At 60.6% G+C, this 19576-nt stretch carries 19 protein-coding genes and 1 pseudogene; 10 read left to right on the forward strand and 10 right to left on the reverse strand.

Features of this window, described 5'->3' with window-relative positions:
* Nucleotides 1-145 precede the first annotated feature (145 nt).
* Nucleotides 146-1117, forward strand: a complete 972-nt coding sequence (locus tag ABXR19_RS09865; RefSeq protein WP_354600958.1) for a hypothetical protein — start codon at nt 146-148, stop codon at nt 1115-1117.
* A 388-nt stretch (nt 1118-1505) separates the two neighbouring features.
* Here the strand turns inward: ABXR19_RS09865 and ABXR19_RS09870 are convergent, their stop codons facing one another.
* Nucleotides 1506-1889, reverse strand: a complete 384-nt coding sequence (locus ABXR19_RS09870; RefSeq protein WP_354600959.1) for a hypothetical protein — start codon at nt 1887-1889, stop codon at nt 1506-1508.
* On the opposite strand from ABXR19_RS09870, the gene ABXR19_RS09875 reads away from it, so the two are divergent.
* The 3 genes from ABXR19_RS09875 (at nt 1879) to ABXR19_RS09885 (ending at nt 4564) form a co-directional block, all read left to right on the forward strand.
* On the forward strand, nt 1879-2889 hold the full coding sequence (locus ABXR19_RS09875) for a pectinesterase family protein (protein ID WP_354600960.1): 1011 nt from the start codon (nt 1879-1881) through the stop codon (nt 2887-2889). The genes ABXR19_RS09870 and ABXR19_RS09875 overlap by 11 nt on opposite strands.
* Before the next feature lie 109 nt (nt 2890-2998).
* Entirely contained in the window at nt 2999-3622 is a 624-nt protein-coding gene (locus ABXR19_RS09880; RefSeq protein WP_354600961.1) for an HD domain-containing protein, read from the forward strand.
* A gap of 339 nt (nt 3623-3961) precedes the next feature.
* Nucleotides 3962-4564, forward strand: a complete 603-nt coding sequence (locus tag ABXR19_RS09885; RefSeq protein WP_354600962.1) for a phosphatase PAP2 family protein — start codon at nt 3962-3964, stop codon at nt 4562-4564.
* 87 nt (nt 4565-4651) lie between these two features.
* Here the strand turns inward: ABXR19_RS09885 and ABXR19_RS09890 are convergent, their stop codons facing one another.
* From ABXR19_RS09890 to rpsT, 3 genes are all read right to left on the reverse strand, one after another.
* Nucleotides 4652-5881 (reverse strand): argininosuccinate synthase, encoded by a 1230-nt coding sequence (locus tag ABXR19_RS09890; protein WP_354600963.1) that lies wholly within the window; start codon nt 5879-5881, stop codon nt 4652-4654.
* A gap of 72 nt (nt 5882-5953) precedes the next feature.
* Nucleotides 5954-6874, reverse strand: coding sequence for an ornithine carbamoyltransferase (gene argF / locus ABXR19_RS09895; protein WP_354600964.1), 921 nt, complete (start codon nt 6872-6874; stop codon nt 5954-5956).
* Nucleotides 6875-7010: 136 nt separating this feature from the next.
* Nucleotides 7011-7283: a 30S ribosomal protein S20 gene (gene rpsT / locus ABXR19_RS09900; RefSeq protein WP_354600965.1), complete on the reverse strand. Its 273-nt coding sequence runs from the start codon at nt 7281-7283 to the stop codon at nt 7011-7013.
* A 329-nt stretch (nt 7284-7612) separates the two neighbouring features.
* On the opposite strand from rpsT, the gene murJ reads away from it, so the two are divergent.
* Nucleotides 7613-9169, forward strand: a complete 1557-nt coding sequence (gene murJ / locus ABXR19_RS09905; protein ID WP_354600966.1) for a murein biosynthesis integral membrane protein MurJ — start codon at nt 7613-7615, stop codon at nt 9167-9169.
* 90 nt (nt 9170-9259) lie between these two features.
* On the opposite strand, the gene adk is transcribed toward murJ, so the two are convergent.
* The 6 genes and pseudogenes from adk to ABXR19_RS09935 all read right to left on the reverse strand — a co-directional run.
* Nucleotides 9260-9916 carry an adenylate kinase gene (adk, locus tag ABXR19_RS09910; protein WP_354600967.1) on the reverse strand — a complete coding sequence of 219 codons (657 nt, stop codon included), beginning with the start codon at nt 9914-9916 and terminating at the stop codon, nt 9260-9262.
* A 12-nt stretch (nt 9917-9928) separates the two neighbouring features.
* Nucleotides 9929-10714 carry a 3-deoxy-manno-octulosonate cytidylyltransferase gene (gene kdsB / locus ABXR19_RS09915; protein WP_354600968.1) on the reverse strand — a complete coding sequence of 262 codons (786 nt, stop codon included), beginning with the start codon at nt 10712-10714 and terminating at the stop codon, nt 9929-9931.
* Nucleotides 10714-10899 (reverse strand): Trm112 family protein, encoded by a 186-nt coding sequence (locus tag ABXR19_RS09920; RefSeq protein ID WP_354600969.1) that lies wholly within the window; start codon nt 10897-10899, stop codon nt 10714-10716. The genes kdsB and ABXR19_RS09920 overlap by 1 nt, the downstream gene beginning before the upstream one ends.
* Nucleotides 10880-11896, reverse strand: a complete 1017-nt coding sequence (lpxK, locus tag ABXR19_RS09925; RefSeq protein ID WP_354600970.1) for a tetraacyldisaccharide 4'-kinase — start codon at nt 11894-11896, stop codon at nt 10880-10882. The genes ABXR19_RS09920 and lpxK overlap by 20 nt, the downstream gene beginning before the upstream one ends.
* A gap of 12 nt (nt 11897-11908) precedes the next feature.
* On the reverse strand, nt 11909-12328 hold the full coding sequence (locus ABXR19_RS09930) for an ExbD/TolR family protein (RefSeq protein ID WP_354600971.1): 420 nt from the start codon (nt 12326-12328) through the stop codon (nt 11909-11911).
* Nucleotides 12329-12436: 108 nt separating this feature from the next.
* Nucleotides 12437-13048 (reverse strand): annotated as a pseudogene (locus ABXR19_RS09935) (MotA/TolQ/ExbB proton channel family protein); the annotation flags it as partial.
* Between the two features lie 365 nt (nt 13049-13413).
* On the opposite strand from ABXR19_RS09935, the gene xseA reads away from it, so the two are divergent.
* The 5 genes from xseA (at nt 13414) to ribD (ending at nt 19028) form a co-directional block, all read left to right on the forward strand.
* Nucleotides 13414-14766 (forward strand): exodeoxyribonuclease VII large subunit, encoded by a 1353-nt coding sequence (gene xseA, locus ABXR19_RS09940; protein WP_354600972.1) that lies wholly within the window; start codon nt 13414-13416, stop codon nt 14764-14766.
* A 161-nt stretch (nt 14767-14927) separates the two neighbouring features.
* Nucleotides 14928-15509: a superoxide dismutase gene (locus tag ABXR19_RS09945; protein WP_354601074.1), complete on the forward strand. Its 582-nt coding sequence runs from the start codon at nt 14928-14930 to the stop codon at nt 15507-15509.
* Between the two features lie 335 nt (nt 15510-15844).
* Nucleotides 15845-17092 (forward strand): serine hydroxymethyltransferase, encoded by a 1248-nt coding sequence (gene glyA, locus ABXR19_RS09950; protein WP_354600973.1) that lies wholly within the window; start codon nt 15845-15847, stop codon nt 17090-17092.
* A gap of 117 nt (nt 17093-17209) precedes the next feature.
* The gene (nrdR, locus tag ABXR19_RS09955) at nt 17210-17689 is read left to right on the forward strand and encodes a transcriptional regulator NrdR (protein ID WP_354600974.1); all 480 of its coding nucleotides are present in this window, start codon (nt 17210-17212) and stop codon (nt 17687-17689) included.
* A gap of 229 nt (nt 17690-17918) precedes the next feature.
* Nucleotides 17919-19028, forward strand: coding sequence for a bifunctional diaminohydroxyphosphoribosylaminopyrimidine deaminase/5-amino-6-(5-phosphoribosylamino)uracil reductase RibD (gene ribD, locus ABXR19_RS09960; protein WP_435594318.1), 1110 nt, complete (start codon nt 17919-17921; stop codon nt 19026-19028).
* Nucleotides 19029-19576: the final 548 nt, after the last annotated feature.

A 19576-nucleotide genomic window follows, 5' to 3' on the forward strand; every position in this document is an offset into this window, starting at 1 on the left:
CAGCCGGCTCAGGCTTGCCGGGCGCGGTGATTGCGGCAGGCTGCCTGTAGAAGTCCGCCAGATGCGGCTCTGCAGACAGCCTACATGTAGCATTGCTCGTGACGGCCGCGCCAGAGACTGTCCTCCCGACTCAGCGCGGCCTGCTTTGACCCTCAGGCCGATCGCCGTTTCTCGATCCCTTATCGCGCTGGCGGTTTTGCTCCTCCGTCTGCTGCTGACCACGCTGCTCCTGCTCGGCCTTTTGCCGACTTTGTTGCTCAGTTTGCTGACGCTGGCGATCCTGATCGGCCCGCTCACGGTCGCGCTGCCCTTGCTCGCGCTGTGCCCGCTCCTGTTCGCGATGGCGGTTTTGTTGCTCCGCCTGCTGCTGACCACGCTGTTCCTGCTCGGCCTTTTGCCGATTTTGTTGTTCAGCTTGCTGGCGCTGACGATCCTGATCGGCCCGCTCACGGTCGCGTTGTCCTTGCTCGCGCTGTGCCCGTTCCTGTTCGCGCTGACGGTTTTGTTGATCGGCCTGCTGACGATTACGTTGCTCCTGTTCGCTCTGACGCTGGCGTTCCTGTTCAGTGCGCCGACGATCCTGTTCGGCCCGTTCGCGGTTGTACTGATCTTGCTCGCGTTGCGCTCGTTCCTGTTCACGCTGCCGGTTTTGCTGATCAACCTGCTGGCGCTGGCGATCCTGATCGGCGCGGCGCCGATCCTACTCAGCCCGTTCGCGGTTGTGCTGATCCTGTTCGCGTCGCATGCGCTCTTGCTCGCGCTGACGATTTTGCTGTTCGATATCCTGACGCCGCTCCCGTTCCTGTCGCGATCTGGGCGATTCGCCACGATAGCGGTCGTCGCCGTCCCGGTCGTAGTCACGCTGCTGACGATCCGGAGGCGCATCCGGCCACGCCCCCGGAGGCAAAGGCACGCAAGCCGCCACGCCCAGCAGCACCACGATCGCCAAGGTAATGCCGGTCATATTTTTTCTCATGTCTGTTTCCTGCCGCGTTCATCAAATGTTCTGAGCCTGATGATAGCGAGAATTACACACAGCTCCCTGACACAGACCTGTATAGGGGTTCGCGAAACAATCCGCCCTGCAAGCATTCGTACCCCGCGCAGTGACGAATGAGAAAATCCATATTTCTACGCTCCTGCCTGAAGAGCCGCCCCCCACCTCGGTCTTCACAACGGCTGCCCGCTCAGGCTTATCAGGAGCGGCTGTCCGGGCAGGCCATCTGCAGAACGCCTGTACGAGCGGCCTCCACATGCGCGCATATGTGATCGGTATCACCGCCAAGCTATTGATTATTGACGGCTTCCTGTTACCGGTCTAGTCTGCCAAAGGTCGGCGAACGCCGGCAAACATCGTCGGCAAAGCAACGTCACACCTAGTTGCCCGCAATGCCGACGAAATCATATAAAAAATGGAGACAAAACATGCGTATCAACCTCTTACTGGGCGCCCTCGCGCTCGGGCTGTCAGGCAGCGCCCTGGCGGCAACTGACTATCCATCCGGCTACACCAAGTGCGCACAAGTAGGCAGCGCCTGCAGCATGAGCGGCACGCATACCGTCGCGCTCGGCAAGTCCGGCGCCTTCGTGTATGCGACGCTGACCGGCGCTTTCACCTGCAGCACCTCGCTGTTCCCGACGAACAGTTTCGCGGCCAGTGCCTGGTGTTCAGTCGGGCCGGTAGTCAGCAGCAGTTCGTCCAGCTCGTCTTCATCCAGCAGTTCAAGCTCATCGAGCAGTTCCAGTTCATCAAGCAGCAGCTCCAGTTCTTCCAGCAGCAGCTCGTCTTCGTCCTCGTCGAGCAGCTCCAGCTCATCCAGCAGTGGCTCCGGCACGGCGCCAAAGTCCACCGCGACGCGTCCGCAATTGAGCAGCTCGGTGGCGGCCAATTACACGGCGGCCAAGTTCCTCGGCAGCTGGACGCCAGCCGCCGTGACGCTGCCGGCATCGCCCAACTACACGGTGGGCAGCGGCGCGACTTACAAGACGGTGCAATCCGCCGTCAACGCAGCCATTGCTGCAGGCGGCAGCACGCGCAAGTACATTCTGGTGAATCCGGGTACTTATAACGAAGTCGTCTTCGTCGCCTCCGGCGTGCCGATCACGCTGTATGGCACGGGCGCTGCCACGGACGTGAAGATCCAGCAGAAGACCAACTCGCCGATGACCGGCAGCCAGTACAAGGCGCTGGTACCGTCGGCCAACTACACGGGCGCGGGCAAGACCTGGGTGGATGGCTGCGCGGCCAAGGGCAGCAGCATCGTAGGCACGACCTGCTCCTCGGCCTTCGTCATCCAGAACGCTGGCTTCCAGATGAAGAACGTGACGGTGACCAACACCTATAGCGAAGACAACGCCAATTCGGGCGGCGCGGATCAGGCGGTGGCGGTTTACACGGCAGCGGATCAGGTGACTCTCGACAACGTGCGCCTGATCGGCAATCAGGACACGCTGTGGGTCTCCGGCACCAACAAGCGCGTGTATGTGAAGAACAGCTACATCGCGGGCGATGTGGACTTCATCTTTGGTAACGCGACAGCGGTATTCGATGGCTGCGAGGTTTACTACGTGACCGGCCGCAAGAGCAGCAGCGCGATGGCTGCACCGAGCACCGAGAGCAGCGTGACCTACGGCTTCCTGTTCAGCGGTGGCACGTTCACCAGCGACGGCAGCCTTAGCGGCACGATATACTTTGCACGCCAGTGGCCGCAGAGCAGCCTGTCCAGCCCGGTAGGCAAGATGATCATCCGCGGCGCAACCCTCGGCAAACACATCGTCTCGACCGCGCCATGGAAGGACTGGAGCAGTTCGCAGAAAGCCAATTACGGCACGGCCAGCGTGCCCTATCTGGGCGAACACCTGAACAGCGGTGTGGGCGCAGCCAAGTAAGCGGCTGTCCTGAAGCAAGCAAAGGCCGCGATGGATTCGCGGCCTTTTTTGTTCACCAGCAGCAGGCCGGAAACATGCGAAGCTTCGCCATCGCCGGACAAGGATCGCCATGAACATCTCCACACCACAGACTGCGTGGGAAAAATTCTGGGCCGCCAGCGGCGCGGCACAGGCCTGCCCGCAGCTGATGACGGAACTGCTGCTGGCCTGGAGCGAACCGCAGCGCCACTACCATACCCTGCGCCATCTGGTGGAATGCCTGGACGCGCTGGAAGGCGTGTGGCCACTGGCTGAGCGACCCGCCGAGCTGTGTCTGGCCCTGTGGTTTCACGACGCGATCTATGACGTGCGCGCCCGCGACAACGAAGCACGCAGCGCCGACTGGGCCCGCCGGGCGCTGCTGGAGGGAGGCTTCCCGGCCGAGGCGGCGCAGCGCGTGCACGATCTGGTGATGGCCACCTGCCACAACGCACAAACCTTGGCGGGCGACGCCGCCTTGCTGGTCGACATCGATCTGGCCATCCTCGGTGCGCCGCCTACGCGTTTCGATGAGTACGAAACGCAGGTGCGTGCCGAATACGCCTGGGTGCCCGAAGCCGTCTTTCGCAGCAAGCGGCGTGAAGTGCTGCAAGGCTTTCTGGCCCGCCCGAACATTTACTACACGCCGCATTTCCGCCAGAGGTTCGAAGAGGCTGCGCGCGCCAATCTGTGCCGCTCGATCTCGAATCTCTGATTTACTGCCCGCGACCCAAAACCCCTTATCCCCCTACTTCAGGTAGCGCTTGCACAAAATCTGCGGTGTAAATTTGACAGAGCACTTCCAGACATCCGTCTGACTTTGGGCAATCGATGGATATCGAATATCAGTATGCCCTGTTCCAGTGCGAAGCAATCCACATACGGCGGACTCCAAAAACCACCGCCGGTCTCATCGGGCGAGACACTCAGCCTGCCCCTACCACCCGTACGAAATACTTGCAGCATTGTCATACTGGCGACACAATTCCGTCACATTTATTGACCAGCATTAACGGTCAATGCACAACAAACAAGAAACAGCGGGCTTGATCGCATGAATACACTGGACTATCTGGTCAATATTTCGATCTCCATCATCCTCATTGTCGGCTGCTACCAATTCTATTTCTGGTGCCAGCGCAACCAATGGGTTACTCCGCGCAAGTTCCACTCGCCGCTGGATGAAAAAATTCCGTTCTGGTCCGGTTGGGTGTGGGTCTACAGCTTCCTGTATTACCCGGCCATCATTTACCTGAACCTGCTCGCGCGTGACCACCGCCAGTTCAACTACATGGCCATCAGCTTCATCCTGTTACTGTTCTGCCAGATGTTTTTCTTTCTGGTCTTTCCGGTCGAAACACCCGCGCACTGGCGCGAATTGCCGGAGAGCAACAAATGGTCGATCCGCTTCCTGAAGTTCGTGCAGAACTACGACAAGTCCTCGAACTGTTTTCCGAGCATGCATACCTCGGTCGCCATGCTCACCGCCATGTTCGCCTGGCCCTACTTCGGCGCCTGGGCTCTGCTCTTCCCCGCACTGATCGCCATCAGCTGCATGTTCACCAAACAGCATTACATGCTGGATCTGCCCTGCGGTGCGCTGCTGGGCTGGGGCGTCTTTCAGCTCGTCAATCACGGCGCCAACATCGTCGCCTGAGCAGACGGGTCACACGAAATAAAAAAGCCGCTCGAACCCGAGCGGCTTTTTTACGAACGCAATACGCTCACAAACTCAGCTCATCGTTCAGCCGCCGCGCTTAGCCTTGGCATTCGCCGCGATGCGCATGCGCAGGGCATTGAGCTTGATGAAGCCGCCGGCATCCGCCTGATTGTAGGCGCCGCCATCGTCGTCGAAGCTGGCGATGTTCTGGTCGAACAGGCTGTACTTCGAATCACGCGCCACCACCGACACTGCGCCCTTGTAGAGCTTCACGCGGACGAAGCCCGTGACGTTTTCCTGCGTATGATCGATCAGGGTCTGCAGCGCAATGCGCTCCGGGCTCCACCAGTAACCGGCGTAGATCATCTGCGCGTAACGCGGCATCAGATCATCCTTGAGGTGGGCGACTTCGCGATCCAGCGTGATCGACTCGATACCACGGTGGGCCTTGAGCAGGATGGTGCCGCCAGGGGTCTCGTAGCAGCCACGGCTCTTCATGCCGACGTAGCGGTTTTCGACCAGATCCAGACGGCCAATGCCGTGCTTGCCACCCAGTTCGTTGAGCTTGGCCAGCAGCTCGTGAGCCTTCATGCGCGTACCGTTGATGGCAACCAGATCGCCGTGTTCGAACTCCAGATCCAGGTACTCGGCCTGATCCGGCGCAGCCTCGGGCGACACACTCCAGCGCCACATGGTTTCTTCGGCTTCGTTCTTCGGATCTTCAAGGTGACGGCCTTCGAAGCTGATATGCAGCAGGTTGGCGTCCATCGAATAGGGTGCGCCGCCATTCTTGTGCTTCATGTCCACCGAAATGCCATTGGCTTCAGCATAAGCCATGAGTTTTTCGCGCGAATTCAGATCCCACTCACGCCACGGAGCAATGACCTTGACGTTCGGCATCAGCGCATAGGCGCCCAGCTCAAAACGCACCTGATCGTTGCCCTTGCCGGTCGCGCCGTGCGAAATGGTATCGGCACCGGTGGCCTTGACGATTTCGATCAGGCGCTTGGCGATCAGCGGACGGGCAATGGAAGTACCCAGCAGATATTCACCTTCATAAACCGTGTTGGCGCGGAACATCGGGAACACGAAATCGCGCACAAACTCTTCGCGCAGATCGTCGATGAAAATGTGCTCGGGCTTGATCCCGGCCTTCAGCGCCTTGGCGCGGGCGGGTTCCAGCTCTTCACCCTGACCGAGGTCGGCGGTAAAGGTCACCACTTCACACTTGTACTCGTCCTGCAGCCACTTCAGGATCACCGAGGTATCCAGACCGCCGGAATAGGCCAGCACCACGCGCTTCACATCACTCATTTCATTTCTCCACACATCAAACAGAGACAGGGCAAGCACGCCTCATGGCCGCCCACCACACTTCAAAATCACTTAGATGCGGCCCAGCATCAAGAACTCCAGCAGGGCCTTCTGGGCGTGCAGACGATTCTCGGCTTCATCCCAGACCACGCTCTGCGGGCCATCGATCACTTCGGAAGTCACTTCCTCACCGCGGTGCGCGGGCAGGCAGTGCATGAACATGGCGTCCTTGTCAGCCACACCCATCATGTCGGCATCGACCTGATAGTCGGCAAAATCGCGCAGGCGCGCCTCATTCTCGGCTTCGAAACCCATCGAGGTCCACACGTCGGTCGTGATGATGTGCGCGCCGCGCGCAGCATCCATCGGATCAGCAAACTGTTCGTAATGCGCCGAACCGCCGATGTTGGCCTTGGCCTGATCGACTTCGTAGCCCTTGGGCGAACTCACATGCACCTTGAAATCCAGCAACTCAGCCGCCTGCAACCAGGTATTGCACATGTTGTTGGTATCGCCGATCCAGGCCACGGTCTTGCCCTGAATGGAGCCGTGGCGTTCGATCCAGGTGAAGATGTCGGCGAGGATCTGACAGGGATGGAATTCATTGGTCAGCCCATTGATGACCGGCACGCGCGAATTGGCCGCGAAGCGCTCGACGATGGTCTGCTCGAAAGTGCGGATCATTACCACGTCGCTCATGCGCGAGATCACCTGCGCCGCATCTTCCACCGGCTCACCGCGCCCCAATTGGGAGTCGCGCGTATTCAGGTAGATCGCAGAACCACCCAGCTGGAACATGCCGGCTTCGAAAGACAGACGCGTGCGCGTGCTGGCTTTCTCGAAGATCATCACCAGGGTGCGATCAAAGAGCGGATGGTAGGTTTCGTAGCGTTTGAACTTGTCCTTGATCCATTTTGCACGGGCAAAGACGTAGTCGATCTCGTCACGGGAGAGATCCTTGAACTGCAGGAAATGTCTGGGCGCTTTATTCATGGTGCTCTTTCTCAGACCGTGCCAAAGCACGACCAAATCGGGAGGGGCAGCGTCAACAAGGTAAAAACGAAAAAGGGGCGCGACTTGCGTCACACCCCCTTTTTGATTCCAGCCACCTCAGTGGCGCGGAATACAATCAGGCAGCAGCGCCCATCGCCTTGATGGCGGCGGACAAGCGGCTCTTGTTACGAGCAGCTGCGTTCTTGTGAACGATGTCCTTGTCGGCAAGGCTGTCGATGATGCTGACGGATTGCTGAAATACTGCTTGCGCGGCGACTTTGTCACCGGCTTCAACGGCCTTGCGCACAGCCTTGATAGCGGTGCGCAGACGGGAACGCTGACTGGTGTTGTGAGCGCGGGCTACGAGTGCCTGACGGGCGCGCTTGCGGGCTTGTGCGGAATTGGCCATGTGTTCTGTCTTAGGTATGAAATTACGCGAAGGGGCGGATTCTAGCCTGCACTCCCGCTTCTTGCAAGCCCCAAAGTCTGGCAAAAACCCATGAACCATGAATTTTTACCGATCCTGTACAAATAACCGTACCGGCCGCAACGCAAAAACAAGCCAGACATGCTGAAGAGCCGCATCTGGCGGACTTTTTCAAGCATATCAGCCCAAGAGTAAGGCGCAGAGAGCCTCTTCAGAGACCATCCCCAGCCGTAGCCTTTCACCGGCGAAAACAGGCAGCCAGAGCACGAATGTTATGATTCGCGCCACTCTCAGCCCTGATCACTGTCTTCATGAAACTGCACAAAGCCCTCGCCACCATCAGCGGACTGACTTTCGTCTCGCGCATCCTGGGGCTTGTGCGCGAAATACTCATCGCCAACATTTTTGGCGCGGGCATTTTTACCGATGCCTTCAACGTGGCCTTCCGTCTGCCCAATCTGCTGCGGCGCCTGTTTGCGGAAGGCGCTTTCTCGCAGGCGTTCGTCCCGATTCTGTCGGAATACCGTGCCAAGCGTGGCGTGGAAGAGACGCACCTGCTGGTCAACCAGGTCGCGACCTTGCTCGGCTTGATCGTATTGGTGATCTCGATTATCGGTGTATTGGCTGCGCCCTGGCTGATCCACGCCACAGCCGGCGGCTTTGCCAAAAATCCGGAAAAATTCGCACTCACCGCTGAACTGACGCGCATCACCTTCCCCTACATTTTCTTCATGTCGATGGTGGCGCTCTCCGCGGGGGTGCTCAACACTTGGAGCCGCTTTGCGATTCCGGCCTTCACGCCGGTGCTGCTGAATCTGTGCTTCATCGGCATGGCGCTGTTTGCCGCCCCGCATTTTGCTCAGCCGGTAATGGCGCTGGCGTGGGCCGCCTTCATCGGTGGTGCCCTGCAACTGGCTCTACAGATTCCGGCGCTGGCCAAAATCGGCATGCTGCCGCGTTTCTCGCTATCAACCGCTGACCCCGGCGTGATGCGTATCCTCAAGCTGATGGGGCCGGCCACCCTGGGCGTGTCCGTGGCGCAGATCAGCCTGCTGATCAATACCGCGTTCGCGTCCTGGCTGCCGACCGGCAGCATCTCCTGGCTCAACTACGCCGACCGCCTGATGGAGTTCCCGATGGGCATCCTTGGCGCGGCACTGGGCACCATCCTGCTGCCCAGCCTGTCGAAAATGAAGGCACAAAATGACGCGGCGGGCTTTTCCGCCACGCTAGACTGGGGCCTGCGTATCGCCCTGCTGCTGACCGCACCCTGCGCCATCGGCATGATGGTGCTGGCCGTGCCGCTAGCCGCCACCCTGTTCCAGCATGGCGCCTTCAAGGCTGCCGACACCCTGGCCACGCAAAGCGCCCTGCTGACTTACAGCATCGGCCTGTGCGGCCTGATTCTGGTGAAGATCCTCGCCCCGGCGTTCTATTCACGCCAGGACATTCGCACGCCGCTGAAATACGCGCTGATTTCGCTGACCGCCACCCAGTTACTGAACGTGCTGTTCTTGTGGGTGCTCGACCTGCGCGATTTCGGGCTGCTACCGCACGCCGGCTTGGCCCTGTCGATCAGCCTCGCCGCCACCCTCAACGCCGCCCTGCTCTACAGGGGCCTGCGTCAGTGCAATGCCTATACACCGCACGCAGGCTGGGGAGTATTTACCAGCAAGCTGCTGCTCGCCATCAGCGTGATGGGGGTGGTGCTTTATTTTGCCAAGGGCGCGCAGAGCGACTGGCTGGAACACAACACGCTTTGGCGCATCCTCCATCTGGCAGGCGTGATGGGCGCGGGTGGCCTTGCTTACTTCGCAACCCTGTTTGCGCTGGGTTTCCGCATCGCGGATTTCAAACGGCACGCGTGAAGCGCGCAATTCCGACCATTTCAGAACTGTCAAAAACGAAAAACCGCGACGCTCGCACGTCGCGGTTTTTCATCTTTACAAGCAACTCAATCAGCCTTCCAGTGCTGACAAAGCCTTGGCCGTAATCTGATCTACCGGGCCTGTGCCGGCGATCCGGGCATAGCGCGGAGCAGCGTTGTCGCCGGCCGCAGCCCAGTCGCTGTAGTACTTCACCAACGGTTTGGTCTGCGCATGATAGACGTCCAGACGCTTCGTGACGACCTCTTCCTTGTCGTCGTCGCGTTGCACCAGCGGCTCGCCGGTTTCATCATCCACGCCAGCAACTTTGGGCGGGTTGAACTTGATGTGATAGGTGCGGCCCGAGGCCAGATGCACGCGGCGGCCGCTCATGCGCTCCACAATCTCCGAATCCGGCACGTCGATTTCCAGCACTACATCCAGAGCCACGCCGGAATCCTTGAGCGCATCAGCTTGCGGCAGGGTGCGCGGAAAGCCATCAAACATGTAGCCATTGGCACAGTCCGGCTGAGTCAGGCGCTCTTTGACCAGACCGATGATGATGTCGTCCGAGACCAGTTGACCCGCATCCATCACCGCCTTGGCGGCCAGACCCATGGGTGAGCCTGCCTTGACGGCAGCGCGCAACATGTCGCCGGTGGATATTTGCGGAATGCCGTATTTCTCGGCAATGAATTTGGCTTGCGTGCCCTTGCCGGCTCCTGGCGGCCCCAAAAGAATCAGACGCATCAATCTCTCCTGTTAGTTGTTGTTTGCGGCAAAGAAGGCTCGCACACGGGCGAGATCCTCGGGGGTATCAACTCCGGCGGGCGGTGCCTCGCCCAGGGTTTCAACGCGAATCTGGTAACCGTGCCAGAGGGCACGCAATTGTTCGAGCATTTCCGTTTGCTCGGTCGGCGCAGGTGTAAGCGTAGCAAAGGCTTTCAAAAAACCAACGCGATAAGCATACAAGCCGACATGGCGCAGCGGCAGCAGCCCGGCGGGCAAAGGCTTGCCGGGCAGCAAGGCGCCGGCCAACGCGGCGTCACGCGGAAACGGAATCGGCGCGCGCGAGAAATACTGGGCGTGACCATTCTTTTCGCAGACCACCTTCACCGCTGCCGGATTCAGGAATTCATCCACAGAAGTAATCGGATGCGCCGCCGTGGCAATCTCGGCATTCACATCGGCGGCCAGGGCTTCCGCCACCTGGCGAATCACGACCGGATCAATCAGCGGCTCGTCGCCCTGCACATTCACCACGATCTCGCCAGGCGCCCAGCCCAGCGTCGTGACGACTTCGGCCAGCCGGTCTGTCCCCGTCGGATGATCGGCACGCGTCATCAATGCCTTGCCACCAGCGGCCAGCACCGCATCGCGCACGCCTTCATGGTCGGTCGCCACCCACACTTCCTCGGCACCCGAGGCCAGGGCGCGCTCCATCACGCGCACCACCATCGGCTTGCCGCCGATATCGGCCAGCGGCTTGGCGGGCAGACGCGTCGAGGCAAAACGGGCGGGAATGATGACCTTGAAACGCGCGGCCATTACGGTGCTCCAGCCTCGTCAGCGCTAAGCGGCCGCGCCTCGTCAGCCAGCATCACCGGAATGCCATCCTTGACGGCATAGGCCAGACGACAGGGGCGGCACACCAGCTCATGCGCGGCGCGGCGGTGTTCGAGCGGGCCCTTGCACACGGGGCAGACGAGGATCTCAAGCAGTTTCGGGTCCATGCAGACGCTCCAGCAAATGGTCCAGCGCGGCTTCATCGATGCAGGCTTCCACCGGAAGCACCCAGGCATCGGCCGGCGCGAGAGCGGCGCATTTTACTGCATCCTTCTCGGTCAGCAGCAGAACTTCTCCTGCGGGCACGCGCAAATCCTCGGCGCTGAACGCATGATGATCCGGCAAGGCGCGCGTGGTTTCGAGCCTGAGGCCCAACTCACGTAGCGTCGTAAAGAAGCGCTCGGGATTGCCGATACCGGCCAAGGCATGCAGGCGCTGCCCCGAGAAGTCCGCTGCGCCCCGCTTTTCAGCCACCTGCCCCAAGCGATAGAACTGGCGCGCCTCAAGGGCCATGCCGGTCTGAGACACAGGCGGGAGGCGGCTCTGCAGGCAGGCACTGATCGCACCATTGGCAATCAGCAGACTGGCCGAAGCCAGACGCGCGATGGGTTCCCGCAGCGGCCCCGCCGGCAAGGGCCAGGCATTGCCCAGAATGGTTTCGTCGATGACCACGATCTCGGCGCTGCGTTGCAGGCGATAGTGCTGCAAGCCATCATCGGTAATCAGCACATTCACCTCGGGATGCGCGGCGAGCAGCGCCCGCCCCGCCGCCACACGATCTCGCCCGACCCACAGCGGGCAGCCGGTGCGCCGCGCCAGCAGCACCGGTTCGTCGCCGACCACTGCCGGATCGCTGTCCGCCTGTACGCTGGTGGGCACTTCAGCATTGCCACCATAGCCACGCGACAGGATGCCGGGACTGAAACCACGCTTCACCAGCGCCGCTGCCAGCCAGATCACCACCGGCGTCTTGCCGCTGCCACCGGCGGCGATATTGCCAACCACGATCACCGGCACCGGCAAGCGTTCAGAGCGCAGCCAGCCCGCGCGATAGGCTGCGCGGCGCAGAGCCGAAACCCAAAAGAAAAGCCCCGCCAGCGGCAGCCACAAGACAGCGATGAAACTGCGCTTGCTCCACCAGACGGGGCGATTCAGGGCGGCCATGAGCTACCCGGCTTATTTCTTGGTCTGTGCGGCGAAAGACACGTTCGGCAGACCGGCTTTTTGTGCCGCCTGCATTACATCGAACACGCTCTGGAAGTTGGCCTTGGCATCGCCATTGATCACTACCAGCGGCGACTTGCCACTTTCCGGCGCCAGGCGGCGCAGCGCATCGACAATCACGTTCAGATCACGACTGCCGACGGCATTGTGGTTGATCAGCACATCGCCGGTCGCCGTAATGGTCACGTTGATTTCATTGGGCTGCTCTTGCGCGGATGGCGCATCGGAGCTGGGCAGGTTGATTTCCAGCCCGGAAAATTTGGAGTAAGTGGTGGTAAGCATCAGAAAGATGATGATCACCAGCAGTACATCGATGAGCGGAATCAGATTGATCTCCAGCTCTTCCTTGCCACGACCGCGCCGGAAGTCCATGTCAGCGCGCCCTTATTTCCGGCTACTGCTGCTGGCGCTGCTGGACGCGCCGGTCGCAGAGCTGCTGGCGTGGGCGGCGTTGCCGCCAGTGCTGCTAATGCTGGATGAAGTGCGACGCTCACCATGCAGCACTTCGACCAGCTTGACCGCCTGCATTTCCATATCCACCACCAGGCTATCAACCAGCGCACGGAAATGGCGGTGCGCAATCAGCGCAGGAATCGCGATGATCAGGCCGAAGCCGGTGTTGTACAGCGCCACCGAAATGCCATGCGCCAGTTGCTGCGGATCAGCGCCCACGCCCGATGGGCCTTGCGCGCCGAACAATTCGATCATGCCGACGACTGTGCCGAACAGACCCATCAGCGGCGCCACCGTGGCAATCGTGCCCAGCGTGGTGAGGAAGCGCTCCAGATCATGCGCGACTGAACGGCCAGCCTCTTCGATGGATTCCTTCATCACCTCACGACTGGCGCGCACATTGCGCACTCCGGCAGCGAGCACCTGACCCAGCGAGGAATGCGCATGCAAGCGATTGGCCAGCTCATCCGAAGGGCCGGATTTGCGCAAGTCACCGAGAACTTTTTCAAGCAGCCCCGTCGGCACGATGACCGAGCGACGCAAGGAAATGCTGCGTTCAATAATCAAGGCCAGAGCAATGATGGAAGCAAACAACAAGGGAATGATTGGCCAACCGGCAGCACGGATGATCTCCAGCACGGGAGCAACTCCTGATTTTCGACAAGTCCGGAACTCTAGCGTTCCACCCCGCCAAGGGCAAGCGCGCTGCGCCCCCATGCACTGACCATCCAGCGGAAAGAAGCCGCTCCTGCATGTCATGCACTCATTTGGAGTAATCCACAGATTCTGTGGATAAGTATGTGAACAGTGGATGAATGAGCGCGCTAAGTGCCCCGTACGACACGGTTTTTTTCAATTTGATCAAAAATGAAGCTGTTATTACATTTTCTTTACAATCATATACTTAGAAAAGAAAAAGCTTGTCAACACCTGTCTGCAACGCGCACAGGCAGCATTCGCGCGACCTTTGGGGCAGGGATGTGGATTGAGCTAGAATTGACGCCATGTTCACCAGCGTCCCCCCGCAAGAACGAGTCAGCGCGCCGGTTTCCAGCGTATCCGATTTCGTCCTACAAATTCGCCAACTCATCGAAGCCAGAATTCCGCTTGGCTGGATCGCCGGCGAAATTTCCAATCTAGTGCGTGCCGCCTCCGGCCATATCTACTTCACCCTGAAGGATGAACGCGCCCAGATCCGCTGCACGATGTGGCGCACCAAGGCACAACTCCTGCCCTTTCAACTCAGCGAAGGCATGCGTGTCGAAGTGCGCGCCCAGGCCACCGTGTATGAAGCACGTGGCGATTTGCAGCTTTCCGTGGACAGCATTCGCCGCGCCGGCCTCGGCAACCTGTATGAAGCCTTTCTGCGCCTCAAGGCCAGCCTCGAAGCCGAGGGCCTCTTCGCGGCCGAGCGCAAACGGGCCTTGCCCGAGCTGCCGCACGGCATCGGCCTGATCACCTCGCCCGCCGCCGCCGCCCTGCACGACGTCCTCACCAGTTTGAGGCGCCGCGCACCAGGCTTACGCATCACCCTGTACCCAACGCCGGTACAAGGCGATGGTGCCGGTGAAAGAATCGCCGCCGCAATCCGCAGCGCCAGCGAACGCGCGCAAAAAGACGGTGTTGAGCTGCTGATCGTCTGTCGCGGTGGCGGCAGCATCGAAGATCTGTGGGCCTTCAATCATGAGGCGGTCGCACGCGCCATCGCCGGCTGTGCAATTCCGGTGATCAGCGGGGTCGGCCACGAAACCGACAGTACGCTGGCTGACTTTGCCGCCGACCTGCGAGCGCCCACGCCCACTGCCGCCGCCGAAATAGCCTCGGCCGGCTGGTACGCCCTGCGCCAACGCCTGCCCCAACTGCGCAATGATCTGCTGCGCGCCGGCCAGCGCCGCCTGCAGCAAGCCGGCCAGCGCGTCGACGAACTACAACGCCGCCTTAGTCACCCGCGTGCGCGCCTCGCCCGCAGCGCCGAGCGGCTCAATAATCTGCAGCAACGCCTGCGCCAGGCCCAGCAAGTACGGGCCTTTCGCCTCAGCACCCGTGTAGACGCCCTGTCCGCGCGCCTCTCCCGCTATGCCCCGCGCACAGGCCCGCTCCAGGCGCGTCTACAGGCATGCGAACAAAGCCTGGCGCGCAGCGCGGCCTGGCGGCTGACGCGCGCGCAGCAGCAACTGGCCAGCCTTGCCGCGCGGCTCGAAGGCCTCAACCCGGATGCTGTGCTGGCCCGCGGCTACGCCATCGTGCGCAACGAAGCGGGCGAAATCCTGCGCGATGCGACAACAGTTGCCGAAAACCAGCGTCTGGAAATCCAGCTCGCCGCCTCGCGCCTGAAGGCACGCGTGGAAAAACCATAACCACGTTGTAGGCATGGCCTATCGGGCTGATTGCCTGTCGCAATTTGTCCGTACAGCATAATTCCGAGTAAACTAGTCAGGCATCTTCCTGCAATCTGATCATGGCACTGCAACACGCCCTGAGCAGCTCTGAGAACACCCCCACAAACGGAGAAACCCACATGGCCCATACCCTGCCCGCCCTGCCCTACGCCAAGACCGCCCTCGTTCCGCACATCTCGGAAGAAACTTTCGAGTATCACTATGGCAAGCACCACCAAGCCTATGTGACCAACCTGAACAATCTGATCCCCGGCACCGAATTCGAAAACGCCAGCCTGGAAGAGATCATCAAGAAGGCTTCCGGCGGCATCTACAACAACGCCGCCCAGGTGTGGAACCACACCTTCTTCTGGAACAGCATGAAGCCCGCTGGCGGCGGCGCTCCGAGCGGCGCACTGGCTGCGGCCATCGATGCCAAGTTCGGCAGCTTTGACGCCTTCAAGGAAGCCTTCACCAAGAGCGCCGTGGGCAACTTCGGTTCATCCTGGACCTGGCTGGTGAAGAAGGCCGACGGCAGCGTCGACATCCTCAACACCGGCGCCGCCGGCAACCCGCTGACGACCGGCGACATCCCGCTGATCGCCATCGACCTGTGGGAACACGCCTACTACATCGACTACCGCAACGCCCGCCCGAAGTTCGTCGAGACCTTCCTGACGAGCCTCGCCAACTGGGACTTCGCCGCCGCAAACTTTGCCTGAGCGAAGCTGCAGCGCAACAAAAAGGCGAGCCATGCGGGCTCGCCTTTTTGTTATTGCCTGCTCCAAGATCCGCTTCGGACAAGGGTCTTCGAGGCACATATCGCAAGAGCCTCAGCGGGCTTGCCTTGCAGCCACACATACCGCGAGACGCTTACCTGGTCAGGTTCTTCAGGCAGACGTATTTCAAAACAGACGGCCACCACACGGGATTGATTGAGCTGGACGCAAACACCCGCCGACGCACCGGTTTGACATGCCCCCTGACTTGAGAGCCCCTCCCGGGTTATCATCCTGCGCTTGTTGCCCCCCTTTCTTCTCCAGCCTGAGCCACGACCATGTTCTCCAGAAAAGATACCCTCTCCCATATTGACCCCGAGCTGTTCGCCGCGATTACGAGCGAAAACCAGCGCCAGGAAGATCACATCGAGCTGATCGCCTCCGAAAACTACGTCAGCTGCGCCGTCATGGAAGCCCAAGGCTCGCAACTGACCAACAAGTACGCCGAAGGCTATCCCGGCAAGCGTTACTACGGCGGCTGTGAATATGTGGACGTGGCCGAGCAGATCGCCATCGACCGCCTCAAAGCCCTGTTCGGTGCCGACTGCGCCAACGTGCAGCCAAACTCCGGTTCGCAGGCCAACCAGGCCGTGCTGATGGCCTTCGCGAAGCCCGGCGACACCATCATGGGCATGAGCCTGTCAGAAGGTGGTCACCTCACCCACGGCATGCCGCTGAACATGTCCGGCAAGTGGTTCAACGTCGTCGCTTATGGCCTGGATGCCAAGGAAGAGATCGACTACGACAAGATGGAAGCGCTGGCCCGCGAGCACAAGCCGAAGATCATCATCGCCGGCGCCTCGGCCTATTCGCTGCGCATCGATTTCGAACGTTTTGCCAAGGTCGCCAAGGAAATCGGTGCGATTTTCTGGGTCGACATGGCCCACTACGCCGGCCTGATCGCCGCCGGTTACTACCCGAACCCAGTGCCGTTTGCCGATGTGGTGACCTCGACCACCCACAAGACCCTGCGTGGCCCGCGCGGCGGCATCATCCTGATGAAGGCCGAACACGAGAAGGCCATCAATTCGGCAATCTTCCCCGGCCTGCAAGGCGGCCCGCTGATGCACGTGATCGCTGCCAAGGCGGTCGCCTTCAAGGAAGCCGCGACCCCGGAGTTCCGCCGCTATCAGGAGCAAGTCGTCGCCAACGCCCGCGTCATGGCGCGCGTGCTGAGCGAGCGCGATCTGCGCGTGGTCTCCGGCCGCACCGAAAGCCACGTCTTCCTGCTCGATCTGCGCAGCAAGAAGATCACCGGCAAGGAAGCCGAAGCCGTGCTGGGCAAGGCGCACATCACGGTCAACAAGAACGGCATCCCGAATGACCCGGAAAAGCCCTTCGTCACCAGCGGCATCCGCATCGGCAGCCCGGCCATGACTACGCGTGGCTTCACCGAAATCGAAGCCGAACGCGTCGCGCACCTGGTCGCCGACGTGCTGGACGCGCCGAACGACGAAGCCGTGCTGGAACGCGTGCGCAATGAAGTGTCCGCGCTGTGCAAGAAGTTCCCGGTTTACGGTGCGTAATCCCGACAAAGGATAAGCAGTGCAAAACCTGACGCGGCCGAAGTCTGAAACGGAATATTCCCGAACAGACCGGCCGCGTTTTTATTTGGCAGGCCCACCCCAGCAGGAGCAAGCGCCATGAAATGCCCGTTTTGCAATGCTGAATCCACCCAGGTCACCGACACCCGGGAAAACGACGAAGGCGACATCATCCGCCGCCGCCGCCGCTGTAACGATTGCGACAAACGCTTCACCACCTACGAACGCATCGAACTGAAGATGCCGCAGGTCGTGAAGAAGAATGGCAGCCGCGCCGAATATGAGCGCGAGAAACTCCTCGGCAGCATGCGCCTGTCGCTGCGCAAACGCCCGGTCACCGTAGAAAGCGTGGAAGCCGCGCTGGACCGGATCGAAAGCAAACTGCTGGCGCTGGGCGAGCGCGAAATTCCCAGTGAAAAACTTGGCGAACTGGTGATGCGCGAGCTGAAGAAGCTCGACAAGGTCGCCTACATCCGCTTTGCTTCGGTATATCGCAATTTCGAAGACGCCGAAGAGTTTTCCGACGCGATCCGCGAAGTTAGCCCCCATCCACGCGCCAAACCTCGCAGCAAGAGCTAGCATTCTGCTTTACAAACTCTTGCGAGCAAGGCGCTCGTGGTTTTGTAGGGCGGACTTCAATCCGCCACCACGCTCGGCGTGCGACTGAAGTCGCACCCACGAACTCATTCGGAAGGCCGCAGCAGCTTCAATCTACTCGCAACTACTACACCATGGGCGCCAGCGCATCGAAATGCGCGACGCTTATCCACCCTACAAGTTCGGCTCAAGTCTCTCTTCGCAGGAGCAAATGACCATGTTCTACCCCTTCGACGAAACGCACATGGCCCGCGCGCTGGCGCTGGCCGAACGCGGTCTGAACACGACCATGCCCAACCCGCGCGTCGGCTGTGTGATCGTGCGCGATGAGCAAATCGTCGGCGAAGGCTGGCACATCCGCGCTGGCGAGCCGCATGCTGAAGTGCACGCTCTGCACGCTGCCGGGCCGCTCGCACACGGTGCCACGGCCTACGTCACGTTGGAGCCCTGCTCGCATTTCGGCCGCACCCCGCCCTGCAGCGACGCGCTGATCCAGGCCGGCCTCAAGCGTGTGGTAGTTGCCATGCAGGACCCGAACCCTCTGGTCGCCGGACGGGGGCTGTGCCGTTTGCGCGAAGCCGGTATCGAAGTCGTCTGCGGCGTGCTTGAAGCCCGTGCGCGCAGTCTCAACGAAGGTTTCATCTCGCGGATGGAGCGCGGCCGGCCTTGGCTGCGCATCAAATCCGCCGCTTCGCTGGATGGGCGCACCGCGCTCGCCAACGGCCAGAGCCAATGGATCACCAGCGATGCTGCCCGCGCCGACGCCCAACACTGGCGCGCGCGCTCCTGCGCCATCCTGACCGGCATCGGCACCGTGCTGGCCGACAACCCGCGCCTGACCGTGCGCGGCATCGCCTGCGAACGCCAGCCGCTACGCGTGATCGTCGACAGCCAGTTACGTACGCCGCTGGACGCCGCCGTGCTCGATGCCGGTCACGCCCTGATCGCCACCGCGGTCACAGATGCAGCGCGCTTTGAGCCTTACCGCAAGCTTGGCGTGGATGTCGTCAGCCTGCCCGACGCAGAAGGCCTGGTCGATCTACCGCGCCTGATGCAGGAACTTGGCCAGCGCGGCCTCAATGAAGTCCTTACGGAAGCCGGCCCGCTGCTCAATGGCGCGCTGATTGCCGCTGGTTGCGCCGATGCCCTGCTGCTGTATCTGGCCCCCAGCCTGCTCGGCAACGGCGCGCGCGGCATGTTTGCCCTGCCCGAAATGGACAGTCTGCAACAGCGCCAGCAACTCCACATTCAGGAAATCAGCCCGGTCGGCAGCGATCTGCGCATCCTCGCGCAATTCTGGCGACGCCAAGTAGCGGCCTGAAGAGCCGCACAGGACGGACCTGTGCGGGCAGGCAGACTGAAGAAGCTTGCTGGGTGCGGCTCTTCAGGCATCTCTTATTCCAATTCCAGATAGAAACGATACTTTGTTGACGTCGCCTTGCCGTGCCATAGCACTGTCTGCGGCTCATCTTCGCGTCTGGTCTCTATCTGAAAGTGGAGTTACAAACAACATTCCTGCCGTTTTATCAAACCTCACAAGTCCGCCATGCCACACAGCGGAATCCGTGACGGCAAGTGCAACTTCAGCCGTGCAACGCGGCCGTCGTGCGACTGAAGTCGCACCTGAAGCTCGGCAACGCGGCTATAAACTTCAACACGCAGAGTCAGAAAATTTTTCAATATTCTCAAGCAATTTCGCACCAAACCTGACTTCACACGACTATGAAATAATCATTCAAAAAATACCCGCATTCTAAATAGCGGTTATTCAAACACTCTGGTTAACCCTATTCCCACAATATTAATCATGGGTATTAAATCCTAGCCCGCATCGCCCATTCCTACTGCCTTTCAAGCAAACGCACCACA

It is taken from the genome of Uliginosibacterium flavum (assembly GCF_040566545.1).
GTDB classification, from domain to species: domain Bacteria; phylum Pseudomonadota; class Gammaproteobacteria; order Burkholderiales; family Rhodocyclaceae; genus Uliginosibacterium; species Uliginosibacterium flavum.